General features: G+C 68.4%; 20 protein-coding genes and 1 riboswitch. Of the genes, 12 read left to right on the forward strand and 8 right to left on the reverse strand.

Features of this window, described 5'->3' with window-relative positions; genetic code table 11:
- Window positions 1-20 precede the first annotated feature (20 nt).
- Entirely contained in the window at window positions 21-1,082 is a 1,062-nt protein-coding gene (gene galT / locus Amac_RS43290) for a galactose-1-phosphate uridylyltransferase (protein WP_155360266.1), read from the forward strand.
- A gap of 112 nt (window positions 1,083-1,194) precedes the next feature.
- A riboswitch (cyclic di-AMP (ydaO/yuaA leader) is annotated at window positions 1,195-1,331 on the forward strand.
- A gap of 34 nt (window positions 1,332-1,365) precedes the next feature.
- Window positions 1,366-2,280: a coiled-coil domain-containing protein gene (locus tag Amac_RS43295; RefSeq protein ID WP_246269072.1), complete on the forward strand. Its 915-nt coding sequence runs from the start codon at window positions 1,366-1,368 to the stop codon at window positions 2,278-2,280.
- 430 nt (window positions 2,281-2,710) lie between these two features.
- Here Amac_RS43295 and Amac_RS43300 read toward each other — a convergent pair whose 3' ends face one another.
- Complete coding sequence (locus tag Amac_RS43300) at window positions 2,711-3,211, reverse strand: DinB family protein (RefSeq protein WP_155360267.1); 501 nt, start codon at window positions 3,209-3,211, stop codon at window positions 2,711-2,713.
- A gap of 18 nt (window positions 3,212-3,229) precedes the next feature.
- Between Amac_RS43300 and Amac_RS43305 the strand changes: the two genes are divergently transcribed.
- The gene (locus Amac_RS43305; protein WP_155360268.1) at window positions 3,230-3,613 is read left to right on the forward strand and encodes an MmcQ/YjbR family DNA-binding protein; all 384 of its coding nucleotides are present in this window, start codon (window positions 3,230-3,232) and stop codon (window positions 3,611-3,613) included.
- Between the two features lie 392 nt (window positions 3,614-4,005).
- On the opposite strand, the gene Amac_RS43310 is transcribed toward Amac_RS43305, so the two are convergent.
- Window positions 4,006-5,307, reverse strand: coding sequence for a M50 family metallopeptidase (locus tag Amac_RS43310; RefSeq protein ID WP_155360269.1), 1,302 nt, complete (start codon window positions 5,305-5,307; stop codon window positions 4,006-4,008).
- A gap of 185 nt (window positions 5,308-5,492) precedes the next feature.
- Here Amac_RS43310 and Amac_RS43315 point away from each other — a divergent pair, with 185 nt between their 5' ends.
- A complete protein-coding gene (locus Amac_RS43315; protein ID WP_155360270.1) occupies window positions 5,493-6,098 on the forward strand; it encodes a response regulator transcription factor in 606 nt (201 codons plus the stop codon).
- A gap of 298 nt (window positions 6,099-6,396) precedes the next feature.
- On the opposite strand, the gene Amac_RS43320 is transcribed toward Amac_RS43315, so the two are convergent.
- Entirely contained in the window at window positions 6,397-7,509 is a 1,113-nt protein-coding gene (locus tag Amac_RS43320; RefSeq protein ID WP_155360271.1) for a PP2C family protein-serine/threonine phosphatase, read from the reverse strand.
- Window positions 7,510-7,626: 117 nt separating this feature from the next.
- Here Amac_RS43320 and Amac_RS43325 point away from each other — a divergent pair, with 117 nt between their 5' ends.
- Both Amac_RS43325 and Amac_RS43330 read left to right on the forward strand, forming a co-directional pair.
- Window positions 7,627-8,853, forward strand: coding sequence for a GNAT family N-acetyltransferase (locus Amac_RS43325; protein ID WP_155360272.1), 1,227 nt, complete (start codon window positions 7,627-7,629; stop codon window positions 8,851-8,853).
- Window positions 8,854-8,887: 34 nt separating this feature from the next.
- A complete protein-coding gene (locus Amac_RS43330; RefSeq protein ID WP_155360273.1) occupies window positions 8,888-9,064 on the forward strand; it encodes a hypothetical protein in 177 nt (58 codons plus the stop codon).
- Here the strand turns inward: Amac_RS43330 and Amac_RS43335 are convergent.
- The gene (locus Amac_RS43335; RefSeq protein WP_155360274.1) at window positions 9,047-9,514 is read right to left on the reverse strand and encodes a ribose-5-phosphate isomerase; all 468 of its coding nucleotides are present in this window, start codon (window positions 9,512-9,514) and stop codon (window positions 9,047-9,049) included. The two genes, Amac_RS43330 and Amac_RS43335, sit on opposite strands and share 18 nt — an antisense overlap.
- A 75-nt stretch (window positions 9,515-9,589) precedes the next feature.
- Here Amac_RS43335 and def point away from each other — a divergent pair, with 75 nt between their 5' ends.
- On the forward strand, window positions 9,590-10,078 hold the full coding sequence (def, locus tag Amac_RS43340) for a peptide deformylase (RefSeq protein ID WP_155360275.1): 489 nt from the start codon (window positions 9,590-9,592) through the stop codon (window positions 10,076-10,078).
- A gap of 1 nt (window position 10,079) precedes the next feature.
- On the opposite strand, the gene Amac_RS43345 is transcribed toward def, so the two are convergent.
- Window positions 10,080-11,483, reverse strand: coding sequence for an aldehyde dehydrogenase family protein (locus Amac_RS43345; protein WP_174900296.1), 1,404 nt, complete (start codon window positions 11,481-11,483; stop codon window positions 10,080-10,082).
- 567 nt (window positions 11,484-12,050) lie between these two features.
- On the opposite strand from Amac_RS43345, the gene pepN reads away from it, so the two are divergent.
- Both pepN and Amac_RS43355 read left to right on the forward strand, forming a co-directional pair.
- Entirely contained in the window at window positions 12,051-14,609 is a 2,559-nt protein-coding gene (gene pepN / locus Amac_RS43350) for an aminopeptidase N (protein ID WP_155360277.1), read from the forward strand.
- Between the two features lie 61 nt (window positions 14,610-14,670).
- Entirely contained in the window at window positions 14,671-15,645 is a 975-nt protein-coding gene (locus Amac_RS43355; RefSeq protein WP_155360278.1) for a hypothetical protein, read from the forward strand.
- A gap of 82 nt (window positions 15,646-15,727) precedes the next feature.
- On the opposite strand, the gene Amac_RS43360 is transcribed toward Amac_RS43355, so the two are convergent.
- Genes Amac_RS43360 through Amac_RS43370 form a run of 3 tightly spaced genes read right to left on the reverse strand, consistent with a single transcriptional unit; the run spans window position 15,728 to window position 17,822 of the window.
- Window positions 15,728-16,081, reverse strand: a complete 354-nt coding sequence (locus Amac_RS43360; RefSeq protein WP_155360279.1) for a TPM domain-containing protein — start codon at window positions 16,079-16,081, stop codon at window positions 15,728-15,730.
- Window positions 16,082-16,086: 5 nt separating this feature from the next.
- Window positions 16,087-16,374: a hypothetical protein gene (locus Amac_RS43365; RefSeq protein ID WP_155360280.1), complete on the reverse strand. Its 288-nt coding sequence runs from the start codon at window positions 16,372-16,374 to the stop codon at window positions 16,087-16,089.
- 32 nt (window positions 16,375-16,406) lie between these two features.
- Entirely contained in the window at window positions 16,407-17,822 is a 1,416-nt protein-coding gene (locus Amac_RS43370) for an amidase (RefSeq protein ID WP_155360281.1), read from the reverse strand.
- Window positions 17,823-18,101: 279 nt separating this feature from the next.
- Here Amac_RS43370 and Amac_RS43375 point away from each other — a divergent pair, with 279 nt between their 5' ends.
- From Amac_RS43375 to Amac_RS43385, 3 genes are all read left to right on the forward strand, one after another.
- Window positions 18,102-18,782 carry a nuclease-related domain-containing protein gene (locus Amac_RS43375; RefSeq protein WP_246269073.1) on the forward strand — a complete coding sequence of 227 codons (681 nt, stop codon included), beginning with the start codon at window positions 18,102-18,104 and terminating at the stop codon, window positions 18,780-18,782.
- 132 nt (window positions 18,783-18,914) lie between these two features.
- Entirely contained in the window at window positions 18,915-20,753 is a 1,839-nt protein-coding gene (gene ilvD, locus Amac_RS43380) for a dihydroxy-acid dehydratase (protein ID WP_155360283.1), read from the forward strand.
- 328 nt (window positions 20,754-21,081) lie between these two features.
- Window positions 21,082-21,564, forward strand: a complete 483-nt coding sequence (locus Amac_RS43385; RefSeq protein ID WP_155360284.1) for a helix-turn-helix transcriptional regulator — start codon at window positions 21,082-21,084, stop codon at window positions 21,562-21,564.
- Window positions 21,565-21,795: the final 231 nt, after the last annotated feature.

The following is a 21,795-nucleotide window of genomic DNA, read 5'->3' on the forward strand; positions in this document are numbered from 1 at the left end:
GTCCTTCTAAGAGAGGCGTCGTGAAGAAGACCCTCATCCATCTCGCCGACGGTCGGGAGTTGTTCTATTTTGACCGTTCCGATGCTGCTGATCGGAGCGCTCCAGATGAACGTGATCTTCCCCCGCGTCCGCTCCCGTCGGAGATGCGTTATGACCCGTTGATGGATGAATGGGTGACCATCGCCCGCCACCGGCAGACCCGCACGCACCTCCCCGCCGCCGAGGAATGCCCGCTCTGTCCCGCCCACCCTGGTTCGGAGGTTCCGTCTTGGTATGACGTGGCCGTCTTTGAGAACCGTTTTCCCTCGTTCAGCTTCGGTGCCCACGACTACGAGCCGGTTGGCGGTCTCAGTGAGGTCCGGCCGGGCCTGGGCCGCTGTGAGGTCGTCTGCTTCACCCCCGACCACCAGGCGTCCTTCGCGTCGCTCTCCCCCGACCAGGTCGAGTTGGTGATGGAGGCCTGGGTGGACCGTACCGCGGAGTTGTCGGCGTTGCCGGGCGTCGAGCAGGTGTTCTGCTTCGAGAACCGGGGTGCGGAGATCGGGATCACGCTGCCGCATCCGCATGGGCAGATCTACGGGTATCCGTACGTGACGCCGCGGACGCGGCAGATGCTGGACAGCGCGGAGCGATATCGGGGCAATCTGTTCGCCGACGTGCTGGCCGCCGAACGCGCGGGGCCCCGGGTGATCGCCGCCAACGCGTACTGGACCGCGTTCGTGCCGGCCGCCGCGCGGTACCCATTCGAGGTGCATCTCTATCCGCATCGTCAGGTGCCCGATCTGCCCGCGCTGGACCCGGCGGAGCGCGCGGCGTTCGGTCCGGTGTACACCGATGTGCTGCGGCGCCTGGACGGGCTGTTCGGCGTCACGATGCCGTACGTGGCGGCTTGGCATCAGGCGCCGGTGTCGGAGCGGCGCGAGCTGGCCTACCTGCACCTGCAGCTGTTCAGCATCCGGCGGGCCCCCGGCAAGCTGAAGTATCTGGCAGGATCGGAGTCCGCGATGGGGGCCTTCGTCAACGACATCCGCCCCGAGGAGGCCGCCGACATGCTCCGAGATCAGGAAAGCCAGCCAGACTGATTACGGATTGATCTCTAATAGGTCGCGACTTTAGGTGGCATGACCATCCCATTGCCATTACTATCCACTGCAACCGGCCGATTCACCCGGGTCTCACGTGAGATCACATGTCTCGTCCGGTACGCCTAATCCCGAGTGCCTCACTCGGGAACCGGGGACCCAAGGTACCTGGGGTGAACGCGCGCGAGCGCCAGGGCTATCTCCTGCCCGAACCCGTCAGCTAACCCGGTCGGCAGATGGAGAGGAGTGGGCGCTGCCCCCCACGTTCCGCCACCATGCCCTCGTGTCGGTCGGCGTACTCGCGGCCGCCCTGGTCTTGGGACCTGTCGCCACCGCGGCCCCCAAGCCCACCGAGGGTGAGCTGAAGAAGCAGCTCACCAGCCTGGAGAAGAAGGTCGACGGGCTGATCGCCAAGTACCACGTCGCGCGTGAGGATCTCGCGAAGGCGCGGACCGCGGAGAAAGCGGCCCGCGCGCGGCTGGTCAAGGCCGAGGCGGACTACGTGGCGGCCCAGCACGAGGTGGGCAAACTCGCCGGGCTGAACTACCAGGCCACCGTCGACCCTCGCATGCTGATGCCCGGCATGCAGCTCTCCCCGCTGGCCGCGCAACTCCAGGCCGAGAAGGCCGCCAAGATGACGGAGTTCGCGAAGAAGGAGAAGGAGCGCCGCGACGCCGCGGCCGCCGCCAAGAAGCTCATCGTGGACATCAAGCAGCAGAGCGAGGACATCGAACGCCAGCGCAAGGACGCCGAACAGCTCATCGACGAGATCCAGGAGAAACTCAACGATCTCATCCCGATGGGCCCCGGCAAGCTGGCCAACGGCGGCTGGGCGCCGGAACTGCCCACCGGCAGCGACAACATCACCCCGCGCACCCGGCTGATGCGCGAGGAGATCAAGGACGCGTTCAAGCTGCACTACACCGTCGGCTGCTTCCGCGTCGACAACATGGGCGAGCACCCGCTCGGCCGGGCCTGCGACTTCATGATGAGCTCAGGCGGCGCGATGCCCACCGCCGCCAACGCCGCCCTCGGCGACAAGATCGCTGATTGGGCCCTGAAGAACCGCACCAAACTAGGCGTCAAGTATGTGATCTGGAAACAGCGCATCAACCATGGCTCCGGCTGGCGCCTGATGGGCAACCGCGGCGGCATCACCGCCAACCACTACGACCACGTACACATCTCGATGTTCTAGCACCACCACAAGCCAACTGCCCCACCCACCGATCACGCGGGTGTGCGCGTCCAGCCCCCGCGGCCGCACACCCGCGTGATTGTTTTGTGCGCCTATGGCCGAGCTGTGCTTATGGCCGATCCTCCGGCCCGGCGAGCTGTGCTTATGGCTGCGCCTTCGGCCCGGCGAGCTGCGCTTATGGCTGCGCCTCCGGCACCCCGGGACCACGGCGATGGCGGGGTCGGGCGGAGCCCGAGAACAACCAAAGGGAGGGTGGGTGGGAGAACCACGGTGATGCGACTGTCGTTTCCTTGGGCAGTCATGGGGATGGCGGGGTCGGGCGGAGCCCGAGGGAAACAAATGGGCTGGGTGGGAGAACCCCGGCAAACACGACAAGCTCGTTGGCCAGGTCTTCCCTGGTGTCGTCAGCGTGATTCGGCCCGGTGGCTAGTCATTCGCCGGTGACGCCGTCTATGCGTTGGCGGATGATGTCGGCGTGGCCGTTGTGGCGGGCGTACTCCTCGATCATGTGGACCAGGATCCAGCGTAGCGAGTAGTACTCGCCGTGGCGCTGTCGCTTCCCGACCGCACCCAGGTCGGGCCACCTGGCGACGTTCGCCTTGGCCACCTCGATCTCGGCTCGCCATGTCGCGAACGCGTCCCGCGCCGACGCGTCATCCACGTTGTCGAAATCGCCGTCCGGATCGGCGTCCGTGAAGTGCAGCGGGGGTGCGTCCTCGTCCTCGAGGACTCGCCGGAACCAGCTACGCTCCACGTCGGCCATGTGCCGGACCAGGCCCAGCAGGGAAAGCGTGGACGGCTCCGCGGCTCGATCACGGAGCTGTTCCTCGGTCAAACCATCACATTTCACGGCCAGGGTTTCGCGGTGGTAATCCAGCCAGGCGAGCAACATCTCACGCTCGTCGGCGACCAGGGGCGGATCGATTCTCATACGGGCTATCGTGCCAGCATGGAGCAGTTGGAGCGCCTTCGCGCCTTGTGCCTGGAGCTGCCGGAGACGACCGAACGGCTCAGCCACGGTGAGCCGACTTGGTTCGTCCGGGGCAAGAAGACCTTCGTCACCTTCGCCGACCACCATCACGACGACCGCCTCGGCTTCTGGTGCGCCGCCGCCCCAGGAGTGCAACAGGAACTCGTGGACACCGAACCCGACCGCTTCTACCGCCCCCCATACGTCGGCCACCGCGGCTGGCTCGGCGTCTACCTAGACGTCCCAGTCGACTGGCAAGAAATCCGCTACATCATCACCGACGCCTACCGCCAAATTGCCCCCAAAACCCTCTCCTCCCAACTCCCCGTTCAATCCCCCGAGCGACCCTCTGGTACGGCCTGACCTCGCTTGCCGGGGTTTCTCCCACCCACCCAGCCCGTTCGTTTCCCTCGGGCTCCGCCCGACCCCGCCATCCCCATGACTGCCCAAGGAAACGACAGTCACATCACCGTGGTTCTCCCACCCACCCTCCCTTTGTTTTGTCCTCGGGCTCCGCCCGACCCCGCCATTGCTGTGGTCACCCACGCGAATAGACCAGCCACCAAGCCGGACCACATTGACGACGTCGGCGGAGATCAGCCGCTGAGGCCGATGAGGTCGACAACCTGGCCGAAGACCAGCCGCTGACGGACCACATTGACGACGTCGGCGGAGATCAGCCGCTGAGGCCGATGAGGTTGACGACGTCGCCGAAGACCAGCCGCTGGCGGACCGCATTGACGGCGTCGGGGAGATCAGCCGCTGAGGCGGATGGGGTTGACGATGTCGGCGAAGATTAGCAAGCCGCCCATGAAGAGGAGGACGAGGGCCATCGCGTAGGTGAGTGGGAGGAGTTTGGCCACGTCGACGTAGCCGGGGGTGGGGCGGCGGGTGATGCGGGCCCAGGCGCGTTTGAGTCCTTCCCACAGGCCGCCCGCGATGTGGCCGCCGTCGAGGGGAAGCAGCGGGATCAGGTTGAACATGCCGACGGCCAGGTTGAGGCCAGCCAGCAGGTTGATAAAGATGATGATCTTGCTTTCCAGCGGCGCGGAGGAAGCCGCGATCTCACCGCCGATGCGGCCCGCGCCGACGACGCCGATCGGGCCGTTGGGGTCGCGCTTCTCGCCGGAGAAGGCGGCATTCCAGACACCGACCATCTTGTGGGGGATGTTTACCATCGCGGCGGCGGTCCTGCTGGTCATCTCCCACATCTCGGAGATCACGTAGCCGGGACCCTGCCGTTCCATCACCTGCGTCGGCTCGACCCCGAGGAAACCGACCTTCACAAGTTTGTCGGGGTCGTTGAGGTCCGGCCGGTCCTGGGCGATCAGTTGGACATTGACCGGCATTTCGCGCCCGCCCCGTTCGACCACCAGGGTCGCCGGGCCTGCGCCGTGGCCACGGATCAGCTTCTGGGCGGCCTCCCAGGTGGTGACCCTGGTCCCGTCCACGGCCACGATCCGGTCTTTCGGCAGCAGGCCGGCCTTCGCGGCCGGGGCTATCGGGTCGGACGGCAGGCAGTCGCGCGTGCCCTGCTCGGCCGCCGGAATCACGCACTTGCTGACCCCAGAGAGCACCGGCTTCAGCACCACTACCCCGAAGCCCATCATGACCACCGCGAACAGCACGAACGCCAGCAGGAAGTTCATGAACGGGCCGCCGGCCATGATGATGACCTTCTGCCACCAGGGCTTGCGGTAGAAGACCCGGTTCTGGTCGCCCGGGCGGATCTCCTCCGACGCCACCGCGCGGGCGTTCTCGATCAGGCTCTGCCAGGGCCCGGTGGAGACGCTGCGCAGCTTGTTCGGGTCGTCGCTGGCCCGGGGCGGCAACATGCCGATCATCCGGATATATCCACCCAGCGGGATGTACTTCACGCCATATTCGGTCTCGCCGCGCCTGCGTGACCAGAATGTGCCACCGAAGCCGACCATGTACTGCGTCACGCGTACGCCGAAGATCTTGGCTGGGACCAGGTGGCCGATCTCGTGCAGCGCGATGGACACCATGAGTCCGACGAAGAGGAGCAAGAACCCGGCCAGATAGACCCAGCTCATCGGCGCGTACCCCCGTAGCGGAGAAAGGTGTCGTCTCCGATCGAGGGTAGCCCACCATCGCGAGCCTCGCGTCTGCCACTGATGGCCCGCCCTTCGCGGCTAGTTGACCGTGAGTTTGCCGAATAGGGAGATTTCGTTGACACTATGCATCTGGCCGATCACCCTGAGGTAAGGAAGGGGGCTCGTTGATCAGGATCCTGGTGGCCGAACACCTGCCGCTGGTCCGGCATGGTCTCGTCGTGTCACTCGCCGCCGAGAGCGACTTCGAGGTCGTCGCCGAGATCGCGGCCGGAGAGGACATCGTGCCCAGCGCCCTGGAGCTGAAGCCCGACGCCGCCATCATCGACGCGGACCTGCCGGGCGTGGACGGGCTCACCGCCGCGGCCCGGCTGCACGAGAAGGTTCCCCGCTGCCGTGTAATGATCTTGTCAAGCCACCCCAACCCCGGCCAGGTGCGCCGTGCCTTCGCCGCCCAGGCGCTCGGCTACATGAGCATCCAGGTGGGGACGGAGCAACTGGCCGAGGGCATCCGGCGGATCGCGGCGGGCCGCCGAGCGGTCGACTCCGACTTGGCGGTCGCGGCCCTGCAAACCGCCGACAATCCACTCACACCACGCGAACTCGACGTCCTCCGAATAGCAGCCCAGGGCGCGCCATCCAAGGAGATCGCCGACCAACTGTTCCTGTCCGTGGGAACGGTACGAAACCATCTGTCCCGGATCATGTGCAAAACGGGCGCCCGCAACCGAGTGGACGCGGTACGAATCGCAGCGGACTCAGGCTGGCTATAAGTGACACGGCTGACGGCTTCAGCGACGCGGCCGGTGGTGGCGCGGTACCGGCATCTTGTTAGGCGTGCGTATGCAGACGCCGGCGTCAGGAGACCGGGTCCCGGGTGAGCCGCGCCGCTCGCCCGGGACCGCGAATTGGTGCCGGTTCGCCTCGGGGTCCATCCCCGCGTGCGCGGGGAGCACTCGGCCGGCGGCACCCCCGCGCCGCCGGAGACCAGAGCGTCCACGAACTTCAGGGTCTCAATTCCATGCGGCCGCTAGCCAGTGACCACGAACACGCCCAGACCCATGAGATTCGTCAGGGACGCCAGATCAGCACCAGCGCGCAGTCGTCGTTGTGCGCCGACGACATCGACGTCACCAGCTGCCGCGCGCCACCCGCGAAACCGGACGGAAGCAGCCGTTCCGCCTCACCAAGGAGCCGATCCAAGCCCGCGTCGATGTCCCGCCCGGGCTGCTCGATCAGGCCGTCGGTGTAGAGCATGAGCGCGTCGCCCTTGCGCAGCACCCCGCTGTCGGGCTCGCAGTGCAGATCGGGCACGACGCCGAGCACGACACCCTTCGCGGCGGAAACCCGCCAGGTGCCCGTCCCCGCGTCGAACTTGACCACGGGCGGATGACCGGCCGACGTGATCACGTACCCCCCGGTGGAGAGGTCGAGGCTGAGGTGCACGGCGGTGACGAAACCCTCACCCTCTCGCTGCCGGTGCAGGTAGGCGTTGCAGGCGGGCAGGAAGTCCCGCACCGAGCCGAGCAGCCCGCCGAAGGTGCCGGAGAGCATCAGCGCCCGGGTGCCCGCGTCCACACCCTTGCCGGAGACGTCCACGACCGCGATCTCGACCCGGTTGCCCTCCCGCATGGACACCACGAAGTCGCCGCCGAAGGAGGACCCGCCGGCCTGCTTGAGCACCACCTTGGCGCCCCAGTCCTTGGGCAGCGCGGGCAGCTCGCTCTGCCGTTTGAGCCGATCCCGCAGCTCCAGCAGCATGGCGTCCCCGCGCAGGCCCTGCACCCCGAGGGAACCCCGGGTGCGCGCCATCAGCCAGGCCAGCACGGCGGTGAAGCCCACCGCGATCAGCAGGCCAGGGCCGACATTCCGGTCGTCGGTGGAGACGGCCAGGTAGGTGAGCGCGACGGCCACGGCGCACAGCAGCATCGCGAGGCTGCGCAGCTTGAGCTGAAGCCCGCCGAGCAGGGTGATGAGGATCAGCAGCGACGGCGAGAACCAGAGCACGGAGACCTTGACGCCGAGCACCCCGATGAGCAGGGTCGCGACGACGAAGGCGACCAGCAGATGACGATCTTTCGACGAACTCTTCCTCACAAACCGGACCAGCGGCACCAAAAACGGCACCCGCACCAATATCGCGCGGAGCCGGGGAGGAATAAGCGGCACCGGACGGGAACTCATGATGCACTCGACTGTATCGGTCGACACCTCCGCAAGGCAGCCTCTTGACCAAGACCTTGATCATTTAGCACGGATATTGGGTGGCCGTCCCTCTTTGCCCGGGCCTACCGTGGAGCGGTGAATCACCCCATACGTCCCATCTCCGAGGCCGAATGGCCCGCGTTCATCGCCGTCCTCGAAGAAGCGTTCGCCGTCACATTCCACCCGGTGGAGATCGAGCGATTCAAGGCGCTCACCCCCATGGAGCGCACCCTCGCCGCCTTCGACGCGGACCTCCCGGTCGGCGTCACCGCCATCTTCGACTTCGACATGACGATCCCCGGCGGCACCCGCCTCCCGGTCGCCGGAGTCACCGCCGTAAGCGTGCTCCCCTCCCACCGCCGCCGCGGCATCCTCAACAGCCTGATGCGCCGCCAGCTCCAGGACATCAAGGAGAGCGGCCAGTCCATCGCCGTCCTGTACGCCTCAGAAGCGGGCATCTACGGCAGATTCGGGTACGGCCGAGCCGCCGACACCGTCTTCTTCCGCATCCCCAAGCACGGCTCCGCGTTCGTCAAGAACGCCCCCACCGACCCCGCGCTGCGCCTGCGCACCGCCATCCCCGCCCAGGCCCGCGCCGAGTTCGAGCAGGTCTTCGACGCCGTGTCCGGCACCCGCCCCGGCCTCTACACCCGCTCCCCCGATCGCTGGGGCTCCGTCCTGGCCGACGAGGAGTTCGACCGCCGCGACGACGGCCGGCTGCGCAGCATCCTGGCCGAGGACGACGGCGGCGTGCGCGGCTACGCGCTCTTCAAGATCAAACGCGGCTTCACCGACCACGACGTGCCCGAGGGCGAGGTCCGCCTGATCGAGCTGTTCGCCGTCGACCCCGCCGCCTACGCGCTGCTCTGGCGGCACGTGCTGGACCGCGACCTCTGCTCCCGCGTGTACGCCTGGAACCGCCCGATCGACGACCCGATCCAGCATCTGATCGCCGAGCCGAGGAACCTGAACGCGGGCACCCTCGACGAGCTGTGGGCACGCGTGGTGGACCTGCCCGCCGCGCTGACCGCGCGCGCGTACGCGGCTCCGGCCGAGTTGGTGATCGAGGTCGCCGACGAGCCCTGCCCGTGGAACGCGGGCCGCTGGCGGCTCGTCACGGCCAAGGGCACCTGCGAGCGCACCGACGACGCGCCCGACCTGAGCCTGCCCGTCCAGGTCCTCGGCGCGAGTTACTTCGGCGGCCGCTCGCTCATGTCGTACGGCGCCGCCGGCCTGGTCACCGAACACCGGCCAGGCGCGCTGCGGGAGCTGTCCACCGCGATGTCCTGGGATCCCAAGCCGTGGGCGGGGCTGGTCTTCTAGCGGAATCGTCGGAGCAGCGCCGTACAGTACGAGCATGGCCTTGCAGAGCTTGCAGATCACGGCGATCACCGCGATGCGCGCCCGCGATGTCTCGCGCCCGACGGCCGAGCAGCAGGAGGCCGCCGACCGGCGGCCCCTGCGCGACGAGATGCCCAGGCGGGAGACCCGCAAGCCCCCGCTGTCCCCGCGGGAGTTAGGGCAGGGGGGGTAGCTCGCCGGTCCGCTCGTAGTCGGAGAGCATGGTGATGCGGCGGGCGTGCCGCTCGGCCCCGGAGAACGGCGTGGCCAGGAACAGCTCCACGAACCGGGTGGCCTGCTCGACCGGGTGCATGCGGGCGCCGATGCTGATCACATTGGCGTCGTTGTGCTCGCGGGAGAGCTTCGCCGTGTCCTCGTTCCAGGCCAGGGCGGCGCGGATGCCGGGCACCTTGTTGGCGGCGATCTGCTCGCCGTTGCCGGAGCCCCCGATCACCACGCCGAGGCTGCCCGGATCCTCGGCCACGCCCGCGGCGGCGCGGAGCACAAAGGGCGGGTAGTCGTCCTCGGGGTCGAAGCCCGCCGGGCCGCAGTCGACCACCTCGTGGTGGTGCTCCTTCAGCCAGGAGACCAGGTGATTCTTCAGCTCGTAGCCGGCATGGTCGGAACCTATGTAGACGCGCACCCCGCCAGTTTCTCAGGTCCACTAGAGTAATGGCCAATCACCCGGCCGACCCCTTACTCGTTCCTGGAGAGCGCGATGCGCGAGATCCGTTATCTTGGCGACCCGGTCCTGCGCACCGCGGCGGAGCCGATCACGGAATTCGACCGTGAGCTGCGCCGGCTGATCGACGAGATGTTCGCCACCATGTATCTGGCCAACGGGGTGGGCCTGGCCGGGCCGCAGATCGGCGTGCCGAAACGGCTGTTCGTCTACGAGATCACCAACCGCAAGGGTCACGTGGTGAACCCGGAGCTGACCATCGACGACCCGGACGAGGTGGTCGAGGAGGAAGGCTGCCTGTCGGTGCCCGGGCGGGAGACCGGCAAGCCGCTCTACGCGCCCACGCCACGCGCGGCGGGCGTCACCGTGCGCGGCTTCGACCAGCTCGGCCGGCCGCTCGCGATCACCGCGCGGGGCATGCTGGCCCGCTGCTTCCAGCACGAGTTCGACCACCTGGAAGGGCGGCTCTACGTGGATCGGCTGCCCAGGGACACGGCCCGCAAGATCATGCTGCAGACCCCCTGACTCACAGCTGCAGCGCCTTGATCTCCAGGAACTCCGCCAGGCCCGGCTCCCCCAGCTCGCGCCCGATGCCGGACTGCTTGTAGCCGCCGAAGGGCGCGAGCGCGTTGAACCGCCCGCCGTTGATCGACACCTGCCCGGTGCGCAGCCGCCGCGCCACGCTCACCGCGCGTTCCTCGCTGCCCGCCCAGACCGCCCCCGCCAGCCCGTACGGCGTGCCGTTGGCGATGGCCACGGCCTCATCCTCCGAGCCGAACGGCACGATCGACAACACCGGCCCGAAGATCTCCTCCTGCTCGATCGTCATCCCGGGCGCGACTCCGGCGAAGACGGTCGGCTCGACGTAGTACCCGCGCTCCAGCGGATAGTCGGTGCCCCCGGTGACGAGCCGGGCACCCTCTTCCTGCCCGGTGTTGATGTAGCGGATCACCCGGTCCCGCTGGGCGGCCGAGACGAGCGGGCCGAGCCGGGTGCCCTCCGCGAACGGGTCGCCCACCGTGAACGTGCGGGCGGCGGCGACGGCGAGGGCGACCGCGTCGTCGTACTGGTCCCAGTGCACGAGCATCCGGGTCAGCGCCGAGCAGGTCTGGCCGGAGTTCACGTAGGCGTGCGACACCCCGGAGGCGACCGCTTTCTCCAGGTCCGCGTCCGGCAGGATGATGTTGGCGGATTTGCCGCCCAGTTCGAGCGCCACCCGCTTGACGCTCTCGGCGGCCAGCGCGGCCACCCGCCGCCCCGCCCTGGTCGAGCCGGTGAAGGACACCACGTCCACCAGCGGATGGCTGGCCAGGGCTTCGCCGACCACCGGTCCTGGCCCGCTGATCAGGTTGAACACGCCCGCCGGCAGCCCGGCGTCGTGCAGCACGTCGGCCAGCGCGTACGCGGCGAGCGGGGCCACCTCGCTGGGCTTGAGCACGACCGTGCACCCGGCGGCGAGCGCCGCGGCGACCTTGCAGACGGCCTGGTGGAGCGGGTAGTTCCAGGGGGTGATCGCACCCACCACTCCGGCCGGTTCGCGCAGGATGAGCGAGTTGCCCACCCGGCTCTCGGCGACCAGCCCTTCGGCCATCTGCGCGTACGACTCCAGCACCCCCGCGGGCATCAGCGTCTGCACCTTCAGCGCCAGGGAGTAGGGCGCGCCCATGTCGGTGGCGATGGTGGTGGCGATCTGGTCGGCCCGCTCCCTGAGCAGCGCGGCGGCGTCGGCGAGGAGCTTGCCACGGTCGGCGGGCGAGGTCGCGGACCAGGGGATGAAGGCGGCGTGCGCGGCGTCGACCGCGGCTGCCACGTCACTCGGCGTGCCGGCCGGAACCTGGTCGATGACCTCCTCGGTAGCGGGGTTGATCACATCGACCACCTCGCCCGAGGTGGAAGGTGTCCACGATCCGTTCACGTAAAGGTGACGCATGTACCTCATCCTTGCGCGGGGATTGTCAGATGGCGAGCGCACGAACCAGGAAGTGATGGCGTGTTTCACATCCAATGGGGACATGCCCGATTGGATCTCCCGGCCGGTCGGGTGCGGTCCCGCGCAGAGGCCGACACACGATCTTCATGTATTCATTTGGGGTGTCTTCGCTCAGCGTACGGCGCAACCACGCGGAAAGCCGAAGTCTTCCAAGATCGGTGAACACCCGCAATATCCAGTGGAGAACGATTCAATTCCGGAGGAAGTCCAGTACCACTCAGAGGTAAACCTACTTCTCCGAACGTTCGTTCGGGTGCCGAACGCCCGAGCACGGGGCCCGGGGGTCCTCCGGACAGATGGGGTCTAACCAGAAATCCACCAACTGCGCGTCTGACATTTGTTAGGTCTCGCAACTGGATTAGGGTTTGCATCGATCGACAACCGAAGTCAGAGTTCTCCCTATTCCAGGTAGGGCAAAACTTGATTGCGGCTTTGTCAGAGCGTCGTGGCAGGATTCAGGAGTCCCGTGGCGACGGAGCGGCGGGGACGTGTGGATGAGGAGCGGATGTGGCAGGCAATCTGACCCGTGACGAGGCCCGGGAGCGCGCCCGGCTGCTGACCGTCCAGTCGTATGCGGTGGAGCTCGACCTGACTGAGGGCGAGGAGCGGTTCGAGAGCGTCACGACCGCTCACTTCACCTGTGCCCAGCCGGGGGCGGACACCTTCATCGATCTGCACGGCGCGCACCTGCGCTCGGTCGTGCTCAACGGAACCGAGCTGGACATCAGCGCGTATGACGCGGAGCGCGGCCGGTTCCCGCTGCCGGGTCTGGCCGAGCACAACGAGGTGCGGGTCGACGCCGACGCGTCCTACATGCGCACCGGCGAGGGTTTGCACCGGTTCGTCGACCCGGTGGACCAGAAGGTCTACCTGCACAGCCAGTTCGAGACCGCCGACGCGCACCGGATGTACGCGTGCTTCGACCAGCCCGACCTCAAGGCCACCTTCGAGCTGACCGTCATCGCGCCGGGCGACTGGGAGGTCGTCTCCAACGCCGCTCCCGACTCCGTCGCCGAACTCCCGGCCCACGAGGGCCGTCATGGCACGCTCCAAGCCGCCAAACGCTGGCACTTCCCCGCCACCCCGGTCCTGTCCACCTACATCACCGCTCTCGTCGCGGGGCCGTACGCGGTGGTGAGGGACGAGCACGACGGCATCCCGCTGGGCCTGTTCGTCCGGCAGTCGCTGGCCGAGCACCTGGACGCGGACAACCTCTTCGCGGTCACCAAGCAGGGCTTCGACTTCTTCCACCAGGTGTTCGGGCTGCGCTACCCGTTCGGGAAATACGACCAGCTGTTCGTGCCGGAGTTCAACGCGGGCGCGATGGAGAACGCGGGCTGCGTCACGTTCCTGGAGGACTACGTCTTCCGGTCCCGGGTGACCGACGCCATCATCGAGCGCCGCGCGGAGACGCTGCTGCACGAGATGGCGCACATGTGGTTCGGCGACCTGGTCACCATGCGCTGGTGGGATGACCTGTGGCTGAACGAGTCGTTCGCGACCTACATGTCGGTGCTGTGCCAGGCCGAGGCCACCCGGTGGGGGCAGGGCGCGTGGACCACGTTCGCCAACGTGGAGAAGGCCTGGGCGTACCGGCAGGATCAGCTGCCGTCCACCCACCCGATCTCGGCCGACATCCCGGACATGCAGGCCGTCGAGGTCAACTTCGACGGCATCACCTACGCCAAGGGCGCCAGCGTGCTCAAGCAGCTGGTCGCCTACGTGGGCCTGGACAACTTCCTGGCCGGGGTGCGCGACTACTTCAACGAGCACGCCTGGGGCAACACCGAGCTGAAGGACCTGCTCGGGGCGCTGGAGCGCACCTCGGGGCGAGAGCTGTCGTCGTGGTCCAAGGAGTGGCTGGAGACGGCCTGGGTCAACACGCTCCGCCCGTCCTTCGAGGTGGACGCGACCGGCAGGTTCACCAGCTTCGAGGTATTGCAGGAGGCTCCGCCGGCCTACCCGACGCTGCGCTCACACCGCATCGCCATCGGCCTCTACTCCATGGACGAAGGCAGGCTGGTCCGGGTCAAGCGAATCGAGCTGGACGTGGTCGGTGCCAGAACCCCGGTGCCCGAGCTGATCGGCGAGGCTCGCCCCGACCTCGTGCTGGTCAACGACGACGACCTGACCTATGCCAAGATCCGCCTCGACGAGGGCTCGCTGGCCACCCTGGTGGGCGGCGGCATCGTCGCGTTCACCGAGTCGCTGCCGCGCGCGCTGTGCTGGTCGGCGGCGTGGGACATGACCCGCGACGGCGAAATGGCCACCCGCGACTACGTGCGCCTGGTGACCTCGGGCATCGACGCGGTCGGCGACATCACCGTGCTGCAGACCGTCCTGCGCCAGGCCCGCCTCGCGGTCCAGCAGTACGCGGCGCCCGAGTGGCGGGCCACCGGCCTGGCCCAGCTGGCTGACACCCTGCGCGAGCTTTTCAACGGCGCCGAGGCCGGCTCGGACCGCCAGCTGGCCTACCTCAACGCGTTCTCAGCCGTGGCCACCTCGGCCGAAGACCTGGCGATCCTGCGGGATATCCTGTCCGGGACGGCCGTGCCCGACGGGCTGACCGTCGACGCCGACCTACGCTGGACGCTGACCCACGCGCTGGTCTCCGGCGGGGTGCTCGGCGCGGCCGACATCGACGCCGAGCTGGTCAGGGACGCGACCGCCACCGGCGAACGGTCGGCGGCGGCGGCCAGGGCGGCCATCCCGACGGCGGCGGCCAAGGCGGAGGCGTGGGCGGCCATCACCGGCGGCGCGCTGAGCGGCGCGCTGCTGCGCTCCACCGTGCAGGGCTTCATGGATCCGCACCACGTGGACCTGCTGGAGCCCTACGGCGCGGCCTACTTCGAGGAGGTCGGCCAGATCTGGAAGTCGTGGACGTCCGACATGGCGCAGACGTTCGCGATCGGCTGCTACCCGGCGCTGCTGATCTCGCAGGGCACGATCGACCGCACCCAGGAGCTGCTCTCGGCATCCCAGCCGCCGCACGCGCTGCGCCGGCTGCTGCTGGAGGGCGCGGACGGCATCGCCCGGGCCCTGCGCGCCCAGGCCAAGGACTCCTGAAGCACCAGGGGAGACCCGGGGCGACCCGGGTCTCCGGCCGGGTCCATGAGAAAGTGATCTGATGGAGTCAGCCCAGGACCTGCTGATCGCGCTCGCCCGGCGGTATTCGTTCGGGGATGTTGGGGCGCTGGCTCCCGCAGTCCTGGCCAATCCGGTCAAAGCCGCCCATGTCTCGGCGGTCTGCGAGTTCGGGCAACGGTTACTGACCCTGGACGCGGAGGATTTCGCCAGCGAGCTGGACGTGCCGACGATCCCGGCCGATCTCCGCCGCCGGGCCCGAGCCTGCCACATGCCGCAGACGCCCAAAGGGCAGCCGCGGGGGGCGCTGGATTCGCTGCGCCCGGCGTACGCGCTGCTGCTTGAGGTGATCAAGGTCCGCTGGGACCAGCGCGAGCTGAGCGCCATGATGGCCGCGCTGCACATCGCCGCGGAATACCTGCCGCTGCTGGCGTACGAGACGGCGCTGGGCCATTCCGGCGATCCGGCCCGCTGGCCGGAAGGGCTGCGCGCGCCCGGCAGCAGGTTCGGCGTGATCGGCGACCGTGACTGCGACCACACCCGCTCCGAGCAGTCGGCGACCGAGCGCACCCTCCGGGTGGCGGGCGAACCGGGCGAAGGCTGGCGCGCCTACTTCGACCGGCAGCACAGCCAGGTCGCCGGCGCGCTGGCGACCTGCGTCGCCAAATGCCGCAATCCCTGCCCCGCCATCGAGTGGGTACCCGACCGCGAGAACCTCGCCCTGCGCTGCCGGGCCGCCCTCGCCTTCGCCGAAACCCCGCTGGTACGGCTCCGCCACGCGGCCCCGGTCGGCCACGGCTTCGGCGTGCCCTCCCCGGAGGAGGTCCTGGACGCCTGGCAGCGCAGCCGGGGCGCGCTGGACAAGAACGGCATCGGGCACCAGGTCATGCGCCGGGACGGGTTCCCGCTGGCCGGACTGCCCAGCCTGTTCTCCGCCATCGCCGGCGCGGACCTGCGCCCGGCCCGCCTGCTCGCCGACGTGTCAGAGCACGTGATCTCGCTGCTGCGCGGTTATTAATGAGAAAGTCGTGATCTGGACAGCCGCAGCGGTGAATCGCCTGGTCGGCGGCAACGCGGCTGGCTATGGGACGGGTTTCTCATTAAAGGGCGCGGGCGGCGAGGGCGCCGATGCCGCCGGCCAGGCCGCCCATCAGGTCGCCGACGCTGAACCTCGTCGCCATGGACATGGCCACCAGGCGGCAGTCGCCGTCGGAGAGCCGTTGCCTGGCCAGCCCGCCGGTGACGATCTCCAGGCCGCGCCCGGCCGTGTCCACCATGATCAGCACCGAGTACGGCGCCTGCGCGCCCAGCGCCGCGTGCAGGCGTTCGGCGAAGTGCCGCCGCGGGCCCTGGGAAGGACCGGTGTACACGGCGAAATGCAGCCCGGTCCTGCTGTTCGCGTTTCGCACGACCGTACGGATGTCGACGGCCTGGAGTGTGGAGAGGGTCGCCATCTAGATCACCACCCCGCCGATGCGCCGCCGACGTGGCGGCCGGGTTCCGCGGTCTCGGCCAGTTCGGGCCAGTCCACGTGCGGTGGATCGCCGCGCGGGACGACGGTGGTCAGCTCCAGCGAGGAGCGGCCCACCCCGTGCTCGGTGTCGTACGGCCCGCCGATCCAGACGACCTCGTCCTTGTTCCGGCGCCGTTTCCGACCGGACAATACGAGCACCAGCAGCCCGACGACCACGAATATCGTGCCGGACGTGATGACAAGAAACGCAAGAATTTCCGGCGCACTGTCCATATATCGACGTTACGCCCGAGTTCGGATATTTCCTAGTCCCAGATCTGCGGTCTGCGGTCTCCCCAGAACCCCCCGACCGACGCCTCTACCTGCGACGACAGGGAAATCAGGAGGCCCTCCTCGCCGTACCGGCCGGAAAGCATGACGCCGATGGGCAAACCCTCGGGAGTCCAATAGAGCGGCAAATTCACGGCCGGTTGCCCGCTGACATTGCTGGTGGCGGCAAAGGGAGCGAAAGCTTTCATTCGCTGGAAAGTCTCCTTGGGGTCGTCGACGTCCTCGAACCAGCCGACCGGGGCCGGGGGCTGGGTGACGGTGGGGGTGAGGACGGCGTCGTACTCGTCGGTGATCAGCAGTGCGAACCGGGTGGCGAGCTGGAGCGCCGACTGGGCCTTGAGGAAGTCGGGGGCGGGCGTGAGGAAGCCGCGCTCGCGCAACCAGGCGGTCAGCGGGCGGAGCTGGGACTCCAGCTCCTCGGCGACCGGGTGCATGCAGGCGAAGCTGAACCACATGCGCTCGAACTCGGGCACCATGTCCGGGCCGAACGGCGAGGCGATGTCGACGATCTCGTGCCCCAGTCCTGCCAGCACGGCGGAGGCGCTCTCGTAGGCGGCGCGTACCTCCGGGTGCACCTCGGCGTCGGCGACCACCGGGTCGATGTAGCGGGCGATGCGGAGGCGGCCGGGGTCGCGCCCGGCGTACGCGGTGAAGGAGCCGAGGGCGGGCGGCGGCGCGTAGTAGAGGTCGCCCGGGTTGTTGTGGGCCATCACGTCCAGCAGGGCAGCGGCGTCGGCGACATCGCGGGTAATCGGGCCGTTGGTGGACAGGCCCGCCAGGTCCGGGACGATCGGGGCGAACGAGATGCGGCCACGGCTGGGCTTGATGCCGTACAGACCGCAGACGGAGGCCGGGATCCGGATCGACCCCGCTCCGTCACTGCCCTGCGCGGCGGGCGCGAGCCCGGCGGCCACAGCCGCCGCGGCGCCCCCGCTGGAACCACCCGCCGACCTGGTCACATCCCACGGAGTGCGGGCCGGCTCGCTGATCGCGGTCTCGGTGTAGCACGGCAAACCGAACTCTGGCGTACTGGTCTTACCCAGCATGATCGTTCCCGCGTCCCGCAATCGGTCCACCACGCTGTCGCTGACCGGGGCGACGAACCCCTCGTACGTGGCCGAACCAAAGTAGATCGGGACGTCCTTCACCAGATTGAGATCTTTAATCGGAATCGGCACGCCGAACAGCGGACGCTTCGCCGGATCCTGCGTCTCCAGCTGTCGTGCCTGGTCAAGTGCCATCTCGGCGGTCACGGTGACATAGGCGCCGACCGACGCGCCAAGCCTGTCGATACGGTCCAAGTAGTGCTCAGTGATCTCAACCGGGGACAGTTCACGGTTCCGTACGGCCGCCGCCAACTCCAGCGCGGTAAGGTCATGAATGCTGGTCACGCTACTGAACGGTAAGCGGCCGACGCGGAGATATCTAGAGATGGTGCCCACAAATGGTCCATGCGAATCTGCAGAAGCGGGCCACAAAAGTATGAACCAGGCAACACTAGGCAACCTCTTGGCGGCTCAACTACCGTGAGTGACGTGGATACCGGTCTAGCGCCCGATGAGGGTCACGATACGTCACCGATCAGGTTGACCGATCGTGAACGATCCTCGACGCGACCTGATGCGCCCGCGTCGACGTATGCGCCCGTAGAGCGCGCATCCCTGCAGAGCATGCTCAAGCAGCCCAAATACCAGCATCTGCGGCGACGTGCCCTGATCGCTGTAGCGGCCGGAGTCGTCTTCGGCGTGCTGCTGCTGAGCTGGCGCGTCGGCCTCACCGCCGCGATTCTCGCGGCCATCGCGGACACCGTCTATCGGGCCAGGACCGCCTCTTCGGTCCCCGCCTGGCGGCGTCCTTCGGTGGCCGAGCGGCGGACCGAGGGCCAGCTCAAGAAATTGGAACGTGGCGGCTACAAGACTCTGCACGCCCGCGCCATCCCCAACAGCGACGCCCAGATCGACCACCTGGTCGTCGGGCCCACGGGGGTGTATGCGGTCGACTCCGAGAAGTGGGACAGGCGGCTGCCCGTGCGCGTGCAGTCGCACCGCAAGCTGTTCCACGGCCCCTTCAACCAGAAACCCCGCCTCGACGAGGCCCGCTGGGAGGCGAACCAGGCCAGCGACCTGATCACCCAGGCGCTCGGCCGCGAGGTCACGGTCGTGCCGTCCCTGGCGATCTACGGCCCCGCCATCCCCTGGCGGATCCTCAACATCCGGGACGTGGACGTCTTCTCCGGCGGCCTGGTCCGCAAGTGGATCACCAAACGGGAGAAGTCCCTGACCACGGCCGAGATCGACTCGATCTACCAGGCCGCGGAACGCGTCCTCCCACCGCGCTACGGCGACGACTGAGTTTCGTCTGGTACGGCCTGCGGCAGGCTTGGCGTGGGCCGTACCGCTTTGTGGGATGGACGTCTCAACGACTGGGCAGTGGGTCGTAGCATAGGGAGACTCAAGCGTCATCTTCCGATGGGAGTCCCGGCCATGCCCGCCCTCAGGTCTCGTACGGTCACTCACGGCAGGAACATGGCCGGAGCCCGGGCCCTGCTCCGGGCGACCGGGGTAGCCGGCAGCGATCTCGGCAAGCCGATCATCGCTGTCGCCAACAGTTTCACCCAGTTCGTGCCCGGGCACGTGCACCTGCGCGAGGTCGGCGACGTGGTGGCCGGGGCGATCCGGGAGGCGGGGGCGATCCCGCGCGAGTTCAACACGATCGCCGTGGACGACGGCATCGCGATGGGCCACGGCGGCATGCTCTACTCGCTGCCGTCCCGGGAGCTGATCGCCGACGCGGTCGAGTACATGGTGAACGCGCACTGCGCGGACGCGCTGATCTGCGTCTCCAACTGCGACAAGATCACCCCAGGCATGCTGCTGGCCGCATTCCGGCTGAACATCCCCACGGTTTTCGTCTCCGGCGGGCCCATGGAAGCGGGCAAGACGCCCGGCCGCAAGCTGGACCTCATCGACCCGATGATCGCCGCCGCCAACGACAGCGTCTCCGACGCCGAGCTGCTGGAGATGGAGGAGAACGCCTGCCCGACCTGCGGCTCGTGCAGCGGCATGTTCACCGCCAACTCGATGAACTGCCTGGCCGAGGCGATCGGCCTGGCGCTGCCTGGCAACGGCACCATCCTGGCCACCCACCTGGCCCGCAAGAAGCTGTTCCAGGACGCCGGGCGGCGGCTGGTGGAGATCACCCGGCGCTACTACGAGGACGACGACGAGAGCGTGCTGCCGCGCAGCATCGCCACCAAGGACGCGTTCGAGAACGCGATGGCGCTGGACGTGGCCATGGGCGGCTCGACCAACACGATCCTGCACATCCTGGCCGCGGCCCGGGAGGCCGAGGTGGACTTCGGCCTCAAGGAGATCAACGAGATCTCGCTGCGGGTGCCGTGCCTGTGCAAGGTGGCCCCGGCGACCGCGAAATACCACGTCGAGGACGTGCACCGGGCCGGAGGGATCCCCGCGATCCTGGGCGAGCTCGACCGGGCCGGGCTGATCCACCGCGACGCGCTGACCGTCAACGGCGGCACGATGGCTGACCTGCTGGCCCAGTGGGACGTGAAGTCGCCGACCGCGATCCCCGAGTCGGCCGAGTTGTGGCACGCCGCGCCGGGGAACGTGCGGACCGTCAAGCCGTACTCGCAGGAGGCGCGCTGGGACACGCTGGACCTGGACCGGGCCGAGGGCTGCATCCGCGACGCCGAGCACGCCTACACCCGCGACGGCGGCCTCGCCGTGCTGTACGGCAACATCGCCGTCGAGGGCTGCATCGTGAAGACGGCCGGGGTGGACGAGTCGATCTGGCGCTTCTCCGGGCCCGCCGTGGTGTTCGAGTCCCAGGAGGACGCGGTGGAGGGCATCCTCGCCAACCGCGTGCGCGAGGGCGACGTCGTGGTGATCCGCTACGAGGGCCCGAAGGGCGGCCCCGGCATGCAGGAGATGCTCTACCCGACCTCGTTCCTCAAGGGCAAGGGCCTCGGCAAGGCCTGCGCCCTGGTCACCGACGGCCGCTTCTCCGGCGGCACGTCCGGGCTCTCCATCGGCCACGCCTCCCCCGAGGCGGCGGAGGGCGGCGCGATCGCCCTGGTCGAGGACGGCGACATCATCGAGATCGACATCCCCGGCCGCTCGATCGAACTCAAGGTCAGCGAGGCCGACCTGGCCGTCCGCCGCGAAGCCCTCCTCGCCGACCTCGGCCGCTACCGCCCCCGCAACCGCAACCGCCCGGTCACCGCGGCCCTCCAGGCGTACGCGGCCCTGACCACGTCAGCATCCACGGGCGCGTCCCGCGACCTTTCCCAGCTATCCCGCTGACGCCTTCAGACAGTTCCCGCTAGAGGTTCACGGACACGCCCGCGAGCTCGGCAACCTGTCCTCCCAACCCGGCCCACGCCGGAGCCTAGGACAGCTTCGCTGAGCACTCCCGGGCGCGTCCGCAACCCCCTGCAACCTGCCCCACCAGCCACCCCGCCAGCCCAGAGCCCAGGGCAACTTCGCTGAGCACTTATGGCCGCCCCTGCCCACGGGTTGCCACGACCACGCCGCCGGTTCCGGTGAGCGGCCGTGTCGAGAGGTCCAGTTCTGCCGGATTCCTCAAGCGTGCGTTCGAAAAATGTCAGTGCTGCTCGGTAAAATCTGGGGTATGGCCAACGTCATTAGGCACACGGGGTCGTTGACGACCGCCGAAATCGCCGCGCTCGCGCTCTCGCTCGCCCACCTCGGCACGGGCCCGCAGTCCGTGACGGCCCGCCGCGGGCTCCGGCACGCATTCGAACACCTCGACCTCGACGACGACGTGATCGCGACCACCCTCTCCACCCTGACCACGCCGATGCCCCCCGACGTCGCCCGCCGCGCCCGCGCGGTCGCCGGCGCCATCACCACCCGCCAGGTGGTCCGCCTCCAGTACCTGGACGCCGGCTCCACCCTCACCGTCCGCGACGTAGAGCCGGTGACCTGCCTGGTCCACCGCGACTACTGGTACCTCGTCGGCTGGTGCCGCCTCCGCCGAGGCATCCGCGCCTTCCGCTTCGACCGCATCATCTCGGTCGAGCCCACCGACATCCCGGCCCGCCCCCACCTACCCGAGCGCTACTTACCTTTCCAGCGCCGCAAGGTCGCCTGACACCCTCCGGGCGATCACCAGACACCTTGGGTCCTGCCAGGCACGCGTCTAGCAACGTGGGCCTGGCCGGACTCGTCTGCCACTCGGGCCTTCGCCCGGCACTCGCGTGGTACCTGCGGCCCTTGCCGGGGTCACGCAGCTCACGCCGGGCGCGCGTGGAGTGCCTTGCCGGGGTCACGCAGCTCACACCGGGCGCGCGTGGAGTGCCTTGCCGGGGTCACGCAGCTCACA

The sequence above is a fragment of the Acrocarpospora macrocephala genome (assembly GCF_009687865.1).
Lineage (GTDB): Bacteria > Actinomycetota > Actinomycetes > Streptosporangiales > Streptosporangiaceae > Acrocarpospora > Acrocarpospora macrocephala.